General features: G+C 59.2%; 21 protein-coding genes and 1 tRNA gene. 16 read left to right on the top strand and 6 right to left on the bottom strand.

Features of this window, described 5'->3' with window-relative positions; genetic code table 11:
- The first annotated feature begins 36 nt into the window (after window positions 1-36).
- The 3 genes from L3J03_02630 to L3J03_02620 all read left to right on the top strand — a co-directional run bounded on the left by L3J03_02630 (window position 37) and on the right by L3J03_02620 (window position 2,737).
- Entirely contained in the window at window positions 37-1,446 is a 1,410-nt protein-coding gene (locus L3J03_02630) for a trypsin-like peptidase domain-containing protein (GenBank protein ID MCF6289885.1), read from the top strand.
- A 381-nt stretch (window positions 1,447-1,827) separates the two neighbouring features.
- Window positions 1,828-2,340 (top strand): DUF177 domain-containing protein, encoded by a 513-nt coding sequence (locus tag L3J03_02625; protein MCF6289884.1) that lies wholly within the window; start codon window positions 1,828-1,830, stop codon window positions 2,338-2,340.
- A 19-nt stretch (window positions 2,341-2,359) separates the two neighbouring features.
- Window positions 2,360-2,737 (top strand): YkgJ family cysteine cluster protein, encoded by a 378-nt coding sequence (locus L3J03_02620; GenBank protein MCF6289883.1) that lies wholly within the window; start codon window positions 2,360-2,362, stop codon window positions 2,735-2,737.
- A 172-nt stretch (window positions 2,738-2,909) separates the two neighbouring features.
- Here L3J03_02620 and L3J03_02615 read toward each other — a convergent pair whose 3' ends face one another.
- The 3 genes from L3J03_02615 to L3J03_02605 all read right to left on the bottom strand — a co-directional run bounded on the left by L3J03_02615 (window position 2,910) and on the right by L3J03_02605 (window position 4,441).
- Complete coding sequence (locus L3J03_02615) at window positions 2,910-3,125, bottom strand: zinc ribbon domain-containing protein (GenBank protein ID MCF6289882.1); 216 nt, start codon at window positions 3,123-3,125, stop codon at window positions 2,910-2,912.
- A gap of 371 nt (window positions 3,126-3,496) precedes the next feature.
- Window positions 3,497-3,658, bottom strand: coding sequence for a hypothetical protein (locus tag L3J03_02610; protein ID MCF6289881.1), 162 nt, complete (start codon window positions 3,656-3,658; stop codon window positions 3,497-3,499).
- Window positions 3,659-3,853: 195 nt separating this feature from the next.
- Window positions 3,854-4,441: a TetR/AcrR family transcriptional regulator gene (locus tag L3J03_02605; GenBank protein MCF6289880.1), complete on the bottom strand. Its 588-nt coding sequence runs from the start codon at window positions 4,439-4,441 to the stop codon at window positions 3,854-3,856.
- Window positions 4,442-4,613: 172 nt separating this feature from the next.
- Between L3J03_02605 and L3J03_02600 the strand changes: the two genes are divergently transcribed.
- From L3J03_02600 to L3J03_02590, 3 genes are all read left to right on the top strand, one after another.
- A complete protein-coding gene (locus L3J03_02600; GenBank protein MCF6289879.1) occupies window positions 4,614-5,024 on the top strand; it encodes a hypothetical protein in 411 nt (136 codons plus the stop codon).
- Window positions 5,021-5,545, top strand: a complete 525-nt coding sequence (locus L3J03_02595) for a hypothetical protein (protein ID MCF6289878.1) — start codon at window positions 5,021-5,023, stop codon at window positions 5,543-5,545. Before L3J03_02600 ends, L3J03_02595 begins: the two co-directional genes overlap by 4 nt.
- Before the next feature lie 480 nt (window positions 5,546-6,025).
- On the top strand, window positions 6,026-6,187 hold the full coding sequence (locus L3J03_02590; protein MCF6289877.1) for a hypothetical protein: 162 nt from the start codon (window positions 6,026-6,028) through the stop codon (window positions 6,185-6,187).
- Between the two features lie 28 nt (window positions 6,188-6,215).
- Here L3J03_02590 and L3J03_02585 read toward each other — a convergent pair whose 3' ends face one another.
- The 3 genes from L3J03_02585 to hisB form a co-directional block, all read right to left on the bottom strand.
- Window positions 6,216-7,115, bottom strand: coding sequence for an ARMT1-like domain-containing protein (locus L3J03_02585; protein ID MCF6289876.1), 900 nt, complete (start codon window positions 7,113-7,115; stop codon window positions 6,216-6,218).
- Window positions 7,116-7,319: 204 nt separating this feature from the next.
- Window positions 7,320-7,928: a hypothetical protein gene (locus L3J03_02580; GenBank protein ID MCF6289875.1), complete on the bottom strand. Its 609-nt coding sequence runs from the start codon at window positions 7,926-7,928 to the stop codon at window positions 7,320-7,322.
- Window positions 7,929-8,030: 102 nt separating this feature from the next.
- Window positions 8,031-8,630: an imidazoleglycerol-phosphate dehydratase HisB gene (gene hisB, locus L3J03_02575; GenBank protein MCF6289874.1), complete on the bottom strand. Its 600-nt coding sequence runs from the start codon at window positions 8,628-8,630 to the stop codon at window positions 8,031-8,033.
- 343 nt (window positions 8,631-8,973) lie between these two features.
- Between hisB and L3J03_02570 the strand changes: the two genes are divergently transcribed.
- The 10 genes from L3J03_02570 to L3J03_02525 all read left to right on the top strand — a co-directional run bounded on the left by L3J03_02570 (window position 8,974) and on the right by L3J03_02525 (window position 16,255).
- Window positions 8,974-9,048, top strand: a tRNA-Gly gene (locus L3J03_02570).
- Between the two features lie 150 nt (window positions 9,049-9,198).
- The gene (rplM, locus tag L3J03_02565; protein ID MCF6289873.1) at window positions 9,199-9,627 is read left to right on the top strand and encodes a 50S ribosomal protein L13; all 429 of its coding nucleotides are present in this window, start codon (window positions 9,199-9,201) and stop codon (window positions 9,625-9,627) included.
- Window positions 9,628-9,676: 49 nt separating this feature from the next.
- On the top strand, window positions 9,677-10,069 hold the full coding sequence (gene rpsI / locus L3J03_02560) for a 30S ribosomal protein S9 (GenBank protein MCF6289872.1): 393 nt from the start codon (window positions 9,677-9,679) through the stop codon (window positions 10,067-10,069).
- A gap of 215 nt (window positions 10,070-10,284) precedes the next feature.
- Entirely contained in the window at window positions 10,285-11,325 is a 1,041-nt protein-coding gene (gene argC / locus L3J03_02555; GenBank protein MCF6289871.1) for an N-acetyl-gamma-glutamyl-phosphate reductase, read from the top strand.
- Complete coding sequence (truA, locus tag L3J03_02550; protein MCF6289870.1) at window positions 11,322-12,089, top strand: tRNA pseudouridine(38-40) synthase TruA; 768 nt, start codon at window positions 11,322-11,324, stop codon at window positions 12,087-12,089. The genes argC and truA overlap by 4 nt, the downstream gene beginning before the upstream one ends.
- Before the next feature lie 131 nt (window positions 12,090-12,220).
- Window positions 12,221-13,429 (top strand): pyridoxal phosphate-dependent aminotransferase, encoded by a 1,209-nt coding sequence (locus L3J03_02545; GenBank protein ID MCF6289869.1) that lies wholly within the window; start codon window positions 12,221-12,223, stop codon window positions 13,427-13,429.
- Between the two features lie 291 nt (window positions 13,430-13,720).
- A complete protein-coding gene (locus tag L3J03_02540; protein MCF6289868.1) occupies window positions 13,721-14,137 on the top strand; it encodes an NADH-quinone oxidoreductase subunit A in 417 nt (138 codons plus the stop codon).
- Window positions 14,119-14,610 carry an NADH-quinone oxidoreductase subunit NuoB gene (gene nuoB, locus L3J03_02535; GenBank protein MCF6289867.1) on the top strand — a complete coding sequence of 164 codons (492 nt, stop codon included), beginning with the start codon at window positions 14,119-14,121 and terminating at the stop codon, window positions 14,608-14,610. The genes L3J03_02540 and nuoB overlap by 19 nt, the downstream gene beginning before the upstream one ends.
- 2 nt (window positions 14,611-14,612) lie before the next feature.
- Window positions 14,613-15,140, top strand: a complete 528-nt coding sequence (locus L3J03_02530) for an NADH-quinone oxidoreductase subunit C (GenBank protein ID MCF6289866.1) — start codon at window positions 14,613-14,615, stop codon at window positions 15,138-15,140.
- Complete coding sequence (locus L3J03_02525; protein MCF6289865.1) at window positions 15,137-16,255, top strand: NADH-quinone oxidoreductase subunit D; 1,119 nt, start codon at window positions 15,137-15,139, stop codon at window positions 16,253-16,255. Before L3J03_02530 ends, L3J03_02525 begins: the two co-directional genes overlap by 4 nt.
- Window positions 16,256-16,265 lie beyond the last annotated feature (10 nt).

Here is a 16,265-nt window from a genome sequence, read left to right as displayed (position 1 = left end):
GTTTTTTTCATGTTCAGCTGAACCAGGAGTCATCCCGTGCGGTTTTTTCAACTGGTTTATTCGAAAGTCGTCACCAGGCGCCGGCCCTGCCATGCCGGAGTGACCTCTTTCATTGCTTCGTTGTGGCCGGGGAAATATGGCCCGGCCATGCTGGTTATTCTGGTTTTATCTTTCATCCTCCAGGGAACGCCGGTCCCGGCCTTTGAGCGCCGGACCCCGGTGGTGGAGGCGATCGCCATTGCCGGGCCGGCGGTGGTCAATATCCGCACCGAGCAGATCATCAAGCGGAGAAGCTCGCCCTTTTTCGGTTTTTCCGACCCCTTTTTCGAGGAGTTCTTCCGCAGCCTGGTCCCGCCGCGGACCTATACCACCCAGTCCCTGGGGAGCGGGGTGATCATCGACCCCCAAGGCTACATCCTTACCAATGCCCATGTGATTGAAAAGGCGTCCAGGATCTTTGTGGCCCTGCCCGATTCCCAAAAGGAACTGGAGGCCGAACTGGTGGGTATGGCCGAACGACTGGACCTGGCAGTACTCAAGGTGGTCGCTGCCAAGGAGTATCCCTTTATTCCGCCGGGCCGTTCCGATAACCTGATGATCGGCGAGACGGTAATCGCCATCGGCAACCCGCTGGGGCTGGGCCATTCGGTGACCACCGGCATTATCAGCGCCCAGCGGCGGCGGATCCCGGTGGGGAACGGCTTTGTCGCGGTGTTCATCCAGACCGACGCCCTGATCAATCCCGGCAACTCCGGCGGCCCGTTGATCAATATCAACGGCGAGTTGATCGGGATCAACACCGCCATTGCCAGCCAGGCCCAGGGGATCGGTTTTGCCATCCCCATTGACACTGCCAAGAAGATCGCCTCTGACCTGATCCGCTACGGGAGGGTCCGCAAGGCATATATCGGCATCGTGTCCCAGTCAGTGGGCAAAAAGTTCAGCGAGTCCCACGGCGAGGGCGGAATCCTGGTCAAGGAGGTGGACCCCGGCTCGCCCGCGGCCCGGGCCGGGATCAGGTTCGGTGACGTAATCCTGGCCCTGGACGAGGTGCCGGTCGCCTCGCCGGCTGAGTTTGTCTCCATCCTGGAGACCTATACCCAGGGGGACAGGGCCCGCCTGCATCTGCTGCGCGGCATGGATACCCAGGCGGTGGAGGTAACGTTGACCGAGCCGCCCAGGGACTATGGCCTTCGCTACGGCGAGCGGGTCTTCGGCCTGGTGGTAAAGGACTCCCGCCAGGGTGCCATGGTGCGCAAGGTGATTCCTGACTCCAGCGCGGCCCGGGCCGGGATCAGGCCCGGCGACCTGGTGATGGAGATCGCCGGCGAGCGGATTACAAGGATTGCTGATTTCGGCCGGATCGTTGAGGCGCACATGGGCCGGGAGCCGTTACGCTTCCTGGTCGTGCGCGGCAAACGCGGCTATTACGTGGATCTGCCATAGGAGAGGTCATAGGTGACAGGTCGTGGGTTATAGGGTATCGAATTCGTTCCCTTCGCGCATTCGGACCACTGACGAACGCTCACGGATTCCGGTTTTTCCTATTACCCATCACCTCACTAAAAGACTCGACCAACCCCGGCCCCACCAGATATCATAACGAGATGGTTTAAAGGCACGATTTCCGTAACCGTTCACCAGGGGCTACAGATTTACGGAAACCACCGTCCTGTAAGCGTTTACCAGTGCCACGGATTCGTGCAAGCAGGCCGGCGAATCCATAGTATGCCTATGTGAACCGGCCTGATCGTGCGAAGACGGGGTGCTGGTGAACGCTTACCGATTTCCAGCGACCGATGGGTCAGGGCACAGGCAGGGCAACGGATGAAGATACGATTTGGCGAGATACCAAAGACGGGATTGCAGTATGAGATCAACGACCACTCCTGGTTCCCGGGCCCGGAACTGGACCGGACCGCGCCGGTCAGAGCCCATGTTTTCGTAAGACGAAAAGGGAATGAGCGGGTGTTTCTGGAGGGTGAGATCAAGGCCTTTCTAGCCCTTGACTGCGACCGCTGCATGGCGTCCTATTCCGTGCCGCTGGCCGGCGCCTTTACGGTTGACCTCGAACTGTTCCCTGATCCCGGCGGACTGCCCGAGGAACACCAGTGCGGCAAGACCGAGATGGATACCATCTTTCTGGAGGAGCCGGTCTTTGATCTCCTTGATGTCCTGGCTGAGCAGGTACTCCTGCTGGTTCCGGCAAAACGGGTCTGCGGCAAGGGCTGCCGCGGGCTCTGTGCCCAATGCGGGGCCAACCTCAACCAGGGCCCCTGCACCTGCGGACAGGACCAGGGGGCGTCGCCTTTCAACGTGCTGGGAAAACTGAAAAAATAATTAGGGTCAAGGCCTGTTGATGCTCTATTGCAATTACTGCCCCGGCTATTGCTGCTACCGGTCGCCCGGCGCCAGCCTCCTGCTGACCGCCGCTGATATCAACCGGTTGGCCCGGTATTTCGGGATCAGCGACGGCGAGGTGCGCCGCCGGTTTCTGGAGAACAGAAAAAACACATTTAAACTGAATCAGGACGGGGCGTGCATCTTCCAGGCCGGGGACCGGCTGGTCAAACGGTGCACCATCCACATGGTCCGGCCGGATCAATGCCGCCGCTTCCCCTATGACAAACCCTGTCCCTATCTGGAACGGCAGGATCTGCTGGCGGCGATCCAGCCGCGGCTGGAGGCGACCCTGCGCCGGGCCTGGCGGAACAGCCGCCGGGATGGTGAGGGGTAGATATGGGCCTGAAGGGCGGAAAGCCGGTTGAGCTGTATATAAAAAACGAAGGCCCGCAACCGGATAATCCGGCCCGGCGCTTGCAAGACATCCGGGCGGGATACTCCAGTTGAGAGCCTTCAGGGGGGGATTTGATTTATAACGGCCGCACGGGCCGTCTTTCTTAGCCTGCTCAGGAAAAACCGCCGGAACCGCAGCCGCCGGGGCCGGTGCCGAACGGGGTGGAACTTCCGCCCGCTGCAAGCCGGTAGCTGGTGGCGGAAATGGTCTTTTTCACCTTGTTGCTGCCGCATTTGCCGCAGACCACCTTTTCCCGGTCCGCAGAGCCAAAGATGATTTTTTCAAAAAGGGTGTTGCAGTCATTGCAACGAAATTCATAAATAGGCATGGCAAACTCTCCTGTGAGTTTTTTTATTGGTTGTTAGATTGCGCAGGCGTTGCCAGAGCCCAGGGGGATGGCCGGAATAAGCGCAAACCCCGGGTATGGGCTGTCGGCAATATAATCGACCTTGATCGATCCGCAGCGATTCAACAGACCGTTGTCCACCACAAAGGTGATTTCATCGATCTCATAGACCTTGTCTTCTTTTTTCGGCTCATCCAGAGCCAGATTGAGACTGGGGCCGGATCAGCCGCCACCCTTGTAGGCCACCCGCACCGCGGATTCGATCCGGTTGGCGCGGAGATACTCCTGCAGCTTTTCTGCCGCCTGTTCCGTTATTTCCAACATGGCTTAACCTCCTTTACTCACAAATTTACTCATATTTTCAAGGCCGCCCTTGGGTAAACATTCAGTAACCCCCTCCTGTCGGGAAAGGGGTCTTCTTCTACCAACGGCCGCTCCATTGAGAAGGGCCGGCTGTTCATAAACAGGCTATCAAGCAGGAACTCGCTTCGCCGCAACGGCGACTCGAAAGCCATAAGCATATCATGCGGAAGTTGTTTCAATTTCCGCTTTTGCCGTCACGGCTGCGGCTCAGGGTCCGCTACACCGTTCGGTATAAGAAAACCCCTTTCCCGGTCCAACCTCAAACGTACGGGGTTTACCGAAACCTTACGCCCTTGGCAAGCAGACCCTCTGCTTCTAGAACGAGCGTTCGGCCGGGTGACTGAAAATCAGGTCACCGATGACCAGGCGCACTCCCAGGTCTGGTCGAGAAAACGATCCAGGGGGCCCTGCACCGCGCCGTCCAGTTTTAGGTGGATCAAACGGATCGCCCCGCCGAACAGGGCGGCCGTGGCCACTGTCGGGTCAAGATCACATATCTCGCCGCGTTCTATTCCCTTGGCAACCATGTCCCGCATCATCTCAAAGGGCCGGGAGGCGCAGACCGGCTTTTCACAGGGCAGAAACTCCCGGTGCTTGGCATAGAGGATAAACTGCACTGCCTGGGGCGAGGTCTCCACCATGTCAAACAGGGTGGTGATCACCGCCCGGGCCCGATCATGGATCGATTGGTGGCGGTCCATGATCTCGGCCATCATCTGTTCCATCCGGTCGAGCAGATCCTGGTACAGGGCCTTGGCCAGGGCCTCCTTGGACTTGAAGTGGTGATAGATGGAACCGATGCTCACCCGGGCCTCCCGGCGGATATCCTGCATCGAGGTATTGAAATATCCCTTGCCGGTGAATAAACCCAGGGCGGTCTCCAGGGTCAGGCTCCTGGTGTCCTGGGAACTTTTTTTTGCTGCATCCGAACCCATGGTCACTCCTTGCAACGTTATGCATGTTCCTATCACTAGAACGAACGTTCATTCTAATATAGGGCCAGTGGCGGCGGTTGTCAAGGAGTGGAACTGATTTATGTTGTTTTGATCCCGGGCAGAGGGATATAGTGGGCAGTGATTCCCTGAACCCGGATCCCTGGTAACCTGAATGAAGAAACCACTCCTTGCAACCCTGGCGGTATTCAAGACCGCCCTGCCGATCCTGGCCGGGGTGCTGCTGCTGATCAGCCTGGTCGACCCGATCCTGGCCCGCCATTACTCGCAATGGTTCACCGGCAACTACCTGGCCGACCCGCTGATCGGGGCAGCAGCAGGCAGCATCTCCTTCGGGATTCCCATTACCAGTTATGTGGCTGGCGGCGAGTTGCTGGACAAGGGGGTGAGCCTGCTGGCGGTGACCGCCTTTGTCATGGCCTGGACCACGGTGGGGCTGGTGATGCTGCCCCTGGAGGCATCCTTTCTCGGCCGCCGGTTCGCGCTGATCCGCAACGGGGTCAATTTCATCTTTGCGATTCTGGTGGCCGTGGCCACGGTGGCCACCATCGGTCTGCTGCCATGACCGGGCCGGCTGAAAAAAAAAAGGGCCTTGGCAGCGGGCCTAAGTTCTTTCTGGCCATGCTCGCCATCTACGGAGTAACCGGTGCGATCAAACCGGAGCTGGCAGGCCGGGCCCTGGTCGAGTTCGGCCAGATGGCGGGCAAGATCATCCCGATTCTCGGCCTGGTCTTTGTGATGTTGTTCTTGATCAACCTGCTCCTCGATCCGGCCTGGATCCGCAGGCACCTGGGCCGGGACTCGGGCTGGCAGGGCTGGCTCTACGCAGTGGTCGGCGGAATCTTTGTCTCCGGCCCGCCCTATATGCTCTACCCGATGCTGAGCGAGTTCCGCCGCCACGGGGCCCGGCAGGCCTTTCTGGCGGTGATCCTCTACAACCGCAACGTCAAGATTCCTTTTATACCGGTGCTGATCTACTATTTCGGCCTGCGCTACACCGTGATTCTGTCGCTCTATATCATCCTCTTCTCACTGGCAAACGGCTGGCTGGTCGAGCGGTTGGTCGGGTCTCCGCGCACCAAATAGTCTCCCTTTCCCTTTCTTAAAGCAGTGTCCGTTTCACCCACATAACGACCGATGTTGTCCGGAATCATCAAATTTTCCGGCCGAGCCCCGGGCCGCTGATAGTTGTTGAACTTTGCAACACTTACCTCGCGGGGCGCAATGGCCCGTAACCATTTGTTTTTATTGGTATGGCGGGAATATCTGAAAATAACGTTAAACTTTGCAACACTTGTCGCGGGGTGACCGTTTTCCTCCCTGACGATGATATAGTCTTATATTTCAATCTGATATGCGATTTTTGTAAAAATGGCACAGTATCTGCAAAAGTTAAGGGCAAAACAACGAGCCAGGGAATTAACCCGGTTCAATACTGATGAACTCGTAACAACCCGAAAGGCTTCAAATGCCACCCAATAAAATCAACAAGTTACAAGACGAATCACGTCCGTCGAGCGGGTTGTTGCGAGACCGACAATACTGACTTTAATGAGGAGAAATACAATGAAGACTCAAATGGAAAATATCAGCGCGTGGGACAGAATCATGATGGCGATCACCTTTGCCGAGGCCGGCGAGCACGAGACGGCCCGCAAGGTCATGAACAGGCGGCCCGGCAGCCGCATCCGGAAAGAGTCGGCCCGGCGGCCCGAACTGCGGGTATAACGCAGAACCAGGTAATCATCCCCCTTTTTTACCCCTGCCACCGCCGGTGCCGAAGCAGCACCGGCTCGCCCTTTCCGGTAAGTTGCGGGCAGTCGAACCCCGGTCCGGCCAGGTGGCGGGCCACCACCGGACATTTTACCGTGAGCAGGAAGTAGACCGGTCCCGGGGTGTCGGACAGGGTCTCGAAATTGCCCTGGCCCTTGCTGATGATCAGGTCGGCGGTCCTGAAAAAATGCTGCAACTCCGCGCTGCAGTTTTTAAGCGGGGTGCCCGGGCAGGCGGTGCCGTTGCTGATGATGATGCAGTGCTCATCCAGGCCCAGTTCCCGGCCGTCCGTTACCAGGGCGTCGTTGATGATCGCTTTTTCCTTTAATGCCAGCACCACCCGTTTGCCCATGTCCGCGAGCATCTTGATCACCATCCCGTCAAAGACCAGTTCGCCGCAGTTGTCCCCCAGGTAGAGGATGGTCCCGCCTTCAGGTACCCGGGACAGGTCGTGCCGGAATTTCTGGTAATGGTCCCGGACCAACTCCCGGTCCAGGCAGTTGTTGACGGTCGTCTCAATGTCAAAATCATGGTGGCTGCCGTAATCGATGATATTGCCGGCAACCGCCAGCCTGATCGCGGCAAGCAGGGGGTCGGCGGCCGCCACGATCCGCTGCTCCAGTTCCGGCCGCAAGGCGGTAGCGGATTCATTGGATGCCCGCTTCAGGGCGGCAAAGGGGTCGCAATTGCCGGATACCCGGCTGATCATCCCATAGATGGCAATCGCGTTTTCCGGCGGCGAAATTTCCGGATCAAGGGAGGGGAGCAGGGCCGATGCCTGGGCAATGACCTTTTTTTCCAGTTCCGGGTCGTCGGTGGCAAGCCTTGCCGCATAGCGGATCTGCCGCAGGAGACAAGGGGTGCATTCAGGCGAGGTCTGCATGGTGGAGAGTGGAGGAGATAGTCAACAACTTGCAACATGACACACGTCCGTCTCGCTGGTTGTTGCGAGACCGACAAATATGATGAACTCGTAACAACCCGAAAGGCTTCAAATGCCACCCAATAAAATCAACAAGTTACAAGACGAATCACGTCCGTCGAGCGGGTTGTTGCGAGACCGACAAATATGGTCCAGCCATGCTGGTTATTTGTTATCATCTCCCAGAAAGGGGCATTCTCCGAGTTTTCCGGCCACCCCCTCCCGGGCCAGTTCCTCGGCAGTGATGAATCTGAATCCGCGGGCCGCGGCCCGGCGGAGAAGAAAGAGGTTCTCAAGTACGGGCTGCTGGGTTTCGTCAAAGGTGCCGAACCAGAGGACCCGGCCGCTGGACACTGCCACCAGTTTCATCTCAAAGGCAACCGAGGCCGACCGTTGGACGGACATGGCGCTGCCGACGCGCTGGAAATAGCGGTGCAAGGTGGTGATCAGCACCGCATCGCTGCCCATCTCCCGGCCGATGCCGCGGGCCAGGGTTTCGCGGCTGCCGGTTTCGAGCCGGGAACTGTCCAGCAGCACCGGATCGACCATCCTGGTATCAGGATGGCTCCGGGTATATTCAGTGAGCAGGGCCGAGAGCACCTCGACCCCGGCCGCGAGCCGGGGCCCGGGCACCGCCGCCTCAGGGGGCATGAAGGCAATGGTCTTGATGTCAGGCGTAAATATCTTGCTCTCTTGAACCGGTTGCGGGGTAATGGGCGCGCAGGCAACCGTCAGGATAAGGATAACGATGGCGACCAGCAGGTTGTTTTTCACGGTAAATCCTCCTGTCGGCCCTGGGGCCGAATCCTAACTTTGAGATTTGGTAACCGTCTGCCAGGGGCGGAAAACCGGCAACCCCGCTGATCAGCACCCGGCCTACAGTGTCCCCTTTGAGGAGAGTGCCCCCCGGGCCCGCGGCTCCGGGCCGGTTGCCTGGGCCAGGGCCCGGCCCAGGGCCTTGAACACGGCCTCGATAATATGGTGGCTGTTTTCGCCATGCAGGAGTTCCGCGTGCAGGGTCAGGCCGCCGTGCAGGGCCAGGGCCCGCAGGAACTCCTTGGTCAGCTGGGTGTCGAAACTGCCGACTTTCTGGACAGGAACAGGCACGTCACAGTAGAGATAGGGACGGTTGGAGATGTCCAGCACCACCCGGGCCAGGGTTTCGTCCATGGGCACCAGGGCCGTGCCGTAGCGGCGGATACCGCTGAAATCGCCCAGCGCCTTTTTCAGGGCCTGACCCAGGCAGATACCCAGATCCTCCACCATGTGGTGGTCATCCACCTCGGTATCCCCGCTGCCGCTCACTGTCAGGTCGAAAAAACCATGCACCGCAAACAGGGTCAGCATATGATCCATAAAGCCGATACCGCTGGCAATATCGGCCTTGCCCCGGCCGTCCAGGGTCAGGGACAGACTGATCTCGGTTTCCTTGGTCTTTCGATGGACCTGGCCGGTCCGGACGGCCGCGTTCTCCATGGGGTTCCTCGTTGGCTATAGTATATAAGGTATGGGACCAGGCACCGCACAGGGGCGACAGTGGTGCTCCGAATAGTATATCTATACAAGTTGTCGGATTCAGAGGCAATAGCCTTTTTGCGATCATCGGACAAAATCAGCGGCTGTACCAGGGCGGCCGCCGGAAGATACGGGGGGTTGTTTCGTAACTCATCACCGGGTAGGTACCAGGCCGGAATTATCTTGTCTGGCGCGGGCCCGGCGCTGAGATATACCGGGTTAACCGGCCGGCGAATTTTTATTGACAACCAGCCGCGGCCTCGGTTATAGTCGCGACGTTTTGTAGCTCTTGGATTGCATCCGGGCGGGAATAACTCAGTGGTAGAGTGCAACCTTGCCAAGGTTGAAGTCGCGAGTTCGAATCTCGTTTCCCGCTCCATTTTTTTACAGAATGAAGGTTCGACTCGTTCGAGCCTTTTTTTGTTGACTCCGGGCGCGTTTCGCTTTATAAAAACACCCTTGCCAATCGTTCGGGATGCCTGGACGGTGGCACCGTGACTTTTTGATGGAATATTGAGGATACTGGCCCATGAAGACCCATTTGACCCCGGTCAAGGAAATCGTAAAAAACTGGTACATAGTCGACGCTGAAGACAAGGTCCTCGGCCGCCTGGCTACCGAGATCGCCACCCGCCTGCGGGGCAAGCATAAACCCAATTATTCGCCCTTCATGGATGTGGGTGATTTCATCGTGGTGGTCAATGCCGAGAAGATCAGACTGACCGGCAAAAAGCTCACCGACAAGATGTATTATCGCCACAGCGGGTACATGGGCGGCCTTACCGAGCAGACCGCCAAAGAGGTGCTGGAAAAGAAACCGGAAGAACTCATCCGGGCCGCGGTCAAGGGGATGCTTCCCAAGAACACCCTGGGCCGGGCCCAGTTGAAGAAACTCAAGGTCTATGCCGGCGGCGAGCATCCCCATGAGGCCCAGCAACCGGTGGCGCTGGCCATCTAGGCTTTTGTAGAGATCGAGCGGGCAACTGCATATTTGGAGAGATAAAGGAATGGCTGAACAGAGGCATTACGCGACCGGGAAGAGAAAGAACGCCGTGGCCCGGGTCTGGGTTAAACCGGGCAATGGCCGGATTGTCGTTAACAAGAAATCCGTTGAGGACTATTTCGGCGCCGGCTACACCCGGCAGAAGGTGGAGAAACCCTTTGCCACCACTGAAACCGAGACCCAGTTCGATGTGGTCGCCACCCTGCGCGGCGGCGGCAAGGCGGCCCAGGCCGAGGCCCTGCGCCACGGGATTTCCCGGGCCCTGCTCGAAGTCAACCCTGAGTTCCGGCTGACCCTGAAAAAGGCCGGCCTGCTGACCCGCGACCCGCGTACCAAGGAACGGAAGAAGTACGGCCAGAAGGGGGCCAGGGCAAAGTTCCAGTTTTCCAAGCGCTAAGGGCATACCGATCGGTTTGCCGCCGTGCTTATCCGGCTACGGACTCCAGGGGAAGACAAGAGTGTTTGTCTTTCCCTGTTTTTGTTTCCACCCCGGGAAAGGCAATCACAGGTTTGAGGGGTAGTGATACCGTGAAGTTACACCCCCTGTGATCAGTTACCCGGGAACGGGCCGGGATGCGGACCGCGATAAACTCTATTAAGGAGATCAAGGAAATGGTCAAGGTCGGAATAATCGGTGCGTCCGGTTACACCGGGGTGGAGCTGGCGCGAATCCTGGCCCTTCATTCCGGGGTCGAGCTGACCGTTGTCACCTCCCGCCGATATAAGGGACAGCCCTTAAGCGCGGTCTATCCCAATCTTAAAAACATCGTTGACCTCGCCTGTGTTGATGCCGAGCCGGCATCCCTGGCCAAGGCCGCGGATCTCTTTTTTACCGCGGTACCGCACCAGACCGCGATGAATATCGTTCCCGCTCTGTTGGATGCCGGATGCAAGGTGGTGGATCTGTCCGCCGACTTCCGGATCCACGATCCCGCGGTATATGAAGAGTGGTACCAGCCGCACGCGGCCAAGCAATACCTGGCCGAAGCAGTGTACGGCCTGCCGGAACTGCACCGGGAGGCGATCCGCGCCGCCCGGCTGGTCGCCAACCCGGGGTGTTACCCCACCAGTATCATCCTCGGCCTGGCCCCGCTGCTCAAGGCCGGGCTTATCGATCCGGCCACCATTATCGCCGATTCCAAGTCCGGCGCCTCGGGCGCTGGCCGGAGCGCCCAGGTCGGCAGCCTGTTCTGTGAGCTGAGCAACGGTTTCCAGGCCTATAAGGTGGGCGGGGTACACCGGCATACCCCGGAGATCGAGCAGGAACTGGGTATACTGAGCGGCCGGCCGGTACGAATCTCCTTTACCCCGCACCTGGTGCCCATGTGCCGTGGGATCCTGAGCACGGTTTATGCAACGCTGAACAAGCCGCTGACCACGGAAGAGGCCCTGGCGCTCTATGCCGATTTCTACCTTGACCACTACTTTGTCCGGATCTGCGCACCGGGCGCCCTGCCGGCTACCCAGTATGTGCGGGGCGGCAATTTCTGCGATCTCGCCTGCCGGGTGGATAAGCGCACCGGCCGGATCATCGTCCTGGCCGCCATTGATAACCTGGTCAAGGGCGCGGCCGGTCAGGCGGTGCAGAACATGAACCTGGTCTGCGGTTTTCCGGAAACCGAAGGGCTGGCAACAGTGCCCTTATTTCCGTGAGCAGGGCGCGAAACATCAGGCTGCTGCTCGCCTTTGACGGCACCAACTACGCCGGCTGGCAGAAGCAGCGCGACCAGAAGACCGTGCAGGGGATGATCGAGGCGGCCATCAATACCATGACCTCGGCGCCAATCACCCTGCACGGGGCCGGCCGTACCGATGCCGGGGTTCATGCCCTGGGAATGGTTGCCAGTTTTCATACCAGGGCAATTATTCCTTGCACCGGGTTTCGGATGGGTTTAAACAGCATGTTACCGGTTGATATCCGGGTGATTGAGGCCGGTGAGGCAGGGGATGATTTCCATGCCCGCCGGAGCGCCCGGGCCAAGACCTATTACTATGATATCTGTACCGGCCCGGTCCAGATGCCCTGCCAACGGCTTTACAGCGCCCATGTCCCCGGCCGGCTCGATCGTGAGGCCATGCGGGCCTGTGCCCGGCTCCTTGTCGGCAGCCATGATTTCTCCAGTTTCGAGGCCGCCGGTTCCCGGGACCCGAGCCGGAAACAGGGGCGCGGCCCGGTGCGGGAAATATTCAGTGTCCGGTTGATCAACCCGCCGGTGGCCGGGCGGTTCCGGTTCGAGATAACCGGTGACGGGTTCCTGCGCCACATGGTGCGCAACATCGTCGGCACCCTGTTGCAGGTCGGCCGGGGCCAGCGAAGCCCGGATGAATTCATGTCGGTTATCGCGGCCAGGAACCGGGCCGCGGCAGGACCGACCGCACCGGCCCGCGGCCTGTTTCTCAAAGAGGTGCATTATTGACCGGCACGGCCGGACCGAATTTCAGGCTGCAACCATAACGAAACAATAATCAAGGAAAGGCGTCACTCCGGCCGTGGCAAGGGGGTACGTTGTGGCGAATTTCAGATAAACTCACGCAAAGGTGATGCCGGATGGAGTCTTTTTCATTAACTTTGGCAGAGCGGGTGGCCCAGATCAAACCTTCACCGACCCTGGCGGTGAATGCCAAGGCCAAGGCCCTCAAGGCCGCGGGGGCCGATATTCTCAACTTCAGTGTCGGTGAGCCGGACTTCGGCACTCCGCCCCATGTCTGCGAGGCGGGCAAGGCTGCCATTGACGCCGGCTTTACCCGCTACACCGCGGTACCCGGCATCCTGGAACTGCGCCGGGCCGTGGTCGACCGGCTGGCCGTTGACCACGGCTGGACCTACGAACCGGATCAGGTCCAGGTATGCTGCGGCGGCAAGCACGGCCTCTACAACATGGCCCAGGTCCTGATCAATCCCGGGGACGAGGTATTGATCCCCACCCCCTACTGGGTCTCCTACCCGCCCATCGTCCAACTGGCCGGCGGCACCCCGGTGTTCGTTCCCCTGGCCGAGGCGGATGGTTTCGACCTCGACCCGGCCATGCTCGAAAAGTTCGCCACCAACCGGACCCGGGCGATCATCCTGAACAGTCCCTCCAATCCCATTGGTTCGATATTCAGCGCCAGGGCCCTGGAGGCGGTGGCCAGGATGGCCCTGGAACGGGGCTGGATCATTATCAGCGATGATATCTACGACACCATCACCTATGGCAACGATCCCCTGCCCCATATTCTGGAGGTGGAGCCACGCCTGAAGGACCAGACCCTGATCCTGAACGGAGTCTCAAAATCCTTTGCCATGACCGGCTGGCGGATCGGCTATACAGTCGGCCCGCAACCGATAATTGCCGCGATGAACAAGGTCCAGAGCCAGTCCACCTCCAATCCCTCGTCAGTGGCCCAGAAGGCGGCCCTGGCGGCCCTGACCGGCCCCCAGGATTTCCCGGCCATGATGCGGGACGCCTTTCTGCCCCGGCGTGATTTTTTTGTCAAGCGACTGACCTCGCTTGACAATGTCTCCTGCGTCATACCCAGGGGCGCCTTTTACCTGTTTCCCAACTTTTCCGCCTACTACGGCCGCAGCTTCAACGGCCGGCCGATCAACAACTCCCTTGACCTGGCCGATTATCTCCTGGATGAGGCGCGAATCGCCAGCGTCCCGGGGATCGCCTTTGGCGCCGACCCCTTTATCCGCTTCTCCTTTGCCGTCTCCATGGAAACCATTGCCAAGGGCATGAACCGGCTGCGGGCCGCCCTGGCCCGGCTCGGCTGAACCGAATCGGCTCCAGCCCCGGGGGAGTTTGCCGGGGCCTTTTTTCTGCTTCCCGGACATACCGCTCCGACACCCCCCTTTTTTTGGCAAACTTAAATCCCGGCCAATCAGCTCTTTCCTCGCAGGTCCGGGGAAACAGCCTGATCTTGGTATGTTTTTTTCATGAATGACCATTCAGAAATCCTGAATCTTCATTCAGTATTTTCTTGACAAGGGGTCGCGAGTGCATTAAAAATCAGCCCGTATATGCTGGGAGCCCTCCTGCGAACCTAACCTGTAAGGAGCCTGTCCGTGGAACAACCGCCGCTGTTGGATCACCTCTATGTGGCCGCTTTTTTTCTAGGCGGGGTCGCCTTTGCCATCGGTCCCTTCATCATCGCTTTCTTCCTCTCCTATCGTTCCACCCGCAGCATCAGCAACAAGACAACCCAGTTAATCGAATGCGGGGTCAGCCCCATCGGTACCGCCTGGGTCCGCTTCGGGATCGTCTACTACCTCTATGCCCTGATGTTTCTGGCCTTTGATGTTGATGTGCTCTTTCTGTTTCCAGTGGCAGTCGCCTACCAGAAACTGGATCCCGCCGTCATCTCGGATACCCGTGCCTTTGTCGAGATAGTGATCTTTGTCGGGATCCTGTCTCTGGCGATAATCTATGCTTGGACCAAGGGAGTGTTTAAGTGGGAAAGGAAATCGTACAAGCGCCAATAGTTCAGTTTGCCCTGCTCGACAAACTCCTTGCCCTGGGCAGGGCGAACTCCCTCTGGCCAATGACCTTCGGCCTGGCCTGCTGCGCCATTGAGATGATGGCCGCCGGCGCCGCCCGTTTCGACCTTGCCCGCTTCGGGGCCGAGGTCTTCCGGCCCTCGCCCCGGCAATGCGACGTGATGATCGTGGCCGGGACCATTTCCAAGAAAATGGCGCCTGCGGTAAAAACCCTTTACGACCAGATGCCGGAACCCAAATGGGTCATTGCCATGGGCAACTGCGCCATATCCGGCGGCCCCTTCAAGTTTGACGGCCAGTACGGGATCGTCGAGGGCGCCGACCAGTTCCTGGACGTGGACATCTACATCCCCGGCTGTCCGCCCCGGCCCGAGGCCCTGCTCGAGGGGATCATGGAACTGGAAGAAAAGATAACCGGGTTCCGGCGCAAGAGCTGGCCCCGGGTGGAGGCCGGCTGATCATGATCCTTGAAAGAATACAGAACGCCATCGCCAGCGTTGAGACCATTGCGGTCACTGCCACCGACTATCCGGCCAAGGGCTATCATCTGGATATCCTGGTGGAGCCGGAGCAACTGGTTGCCGCAGTAGAAGTCTTGGATAAGGAAGGTTTTTTCATCGAGGCGATCACCGGGGTCGATCTGCTGAGCTTTGACAAGGCCAGGAAAAAACCGGTCAGCAAAAAAACGGACGACCAGGCGCCGGCCGAGGAGGAGACCCCGCCGCCACCACCCCCGCCGCCGCAGATGGAGGTGGTCTACGACTTCAATCATATGGAGGAACTCTGCCGGGTAACGGTCCGGGTGCGGCTCTTGCGGCAGACCCCCGAGGTGCCCACCATTTCCGGAGTCTATCCCGGGGCGGACTGGCATGAGCGTGAAACCCACGATTTCTTCGGCATCAAGTTCACCGGTCATCCCTACCTTGTCCCCTTGCTCCTGCCCGAAGACGCTGATTTCCATCCCTTACTCAAGGATTTCAAAGCATGAGTACCACAGTCATCGACCACACCCTGGAGACCTTTGAGCTCAACCTCGGGCCCCAGCATCCGGCCACCCACGGGGTGCTCCGGGTGGTGCTCACCATGGACGGCGAGTATATCGTCAAGGCCGTGCCGGTACTCGGGTACATCCACCGGATGCATGAAAAAATGGGGGAAACCCGCACCTGGGCTCAGTTCTGGCCCAACACCGGCCGGCTGGATTACCTCGGCGCCCTGTCCTACAACCACGGCTACGCCCTTACCGTGGAACGGGCCGCCGGGATCGAGGTGCCGGAACGGGCCGAGTATCTGCGGGTGATCACCGTGGAGATGAACCGGCTCGCCAGCCATCTCCTCTGGTTCGGCGCCTTTGTCCTCGACCTGGGCGGCTTTACCCCGCTGCTCTATGCATTCGATGACCGGGAAATTATCCTTGACCTGCTGGAATCGGTGACCGGGGCCCGGCTCACCTTCTGCTATTTCCGTTTCGGCGGGGTCTACAACGACGTGGACGACAGCTTCCTCACCGGCTGCATCGAGTTCATCAAGCGGCTCAGGTCCAGGATACCGATGTACCACGACCTGGTCACCAAGAATATCATCCTGCGCAAACGGCTGGAAGGCATCGGCATCCTCTCCGCGGAGATGTGCCGCAAGTACGGGGCCACCGGGCCGGTGCTGCGCGGTTCCGGGGTCAACTTCGACGTGCGCAAGCACGAACCATATTCGGTCTATCCGGAGTTTGACTTCGATATCCCGGTCTATCCCGAGTGCGATTCCATGGCCCGCTACATGGTGCGGATGGACGAGATGGAGCAGAGCATGCGGATTATCGAGCAGGCCATTGCCAAACTGCCCGACGGCCCGATCATGCCGAAGAAAAAGCCCAAACTGATTAAACCGGAAAAGGGCGATTACTACGGCAACGTGGAGGCGGCCCGGGGCTCTTTCGGGATGCGGGTGGTCAGCGACGGGACCAATACCCCCTATCGGATGAAACTGCGTTCGCCAACCTTTTCCAACCTGAGCCTGTTCGGCGAGGCGGCCGAGGGAATGATCCTGGCCGATGCCCTTGCCCTGATGGGTAGTCTTGACCTGGTAATTCCGGAGATCGATCGGTAAGGAGTTCTTT

It is taken from the genome of Desulfobacterales bacterium (assembly GCA_021647905.1).
In the GTDB taxonomy this organism is placed as follows: Bacteria; Desulfobacterota; Desulfobulbia; order Desulfobulbales; family BM004; genus JAKITW01.
The sequence above is the reverse complement of the archived record's forward strand: the minus strand, read 5'-3'. Positions and strand labels throughout refer to the sequence as shown.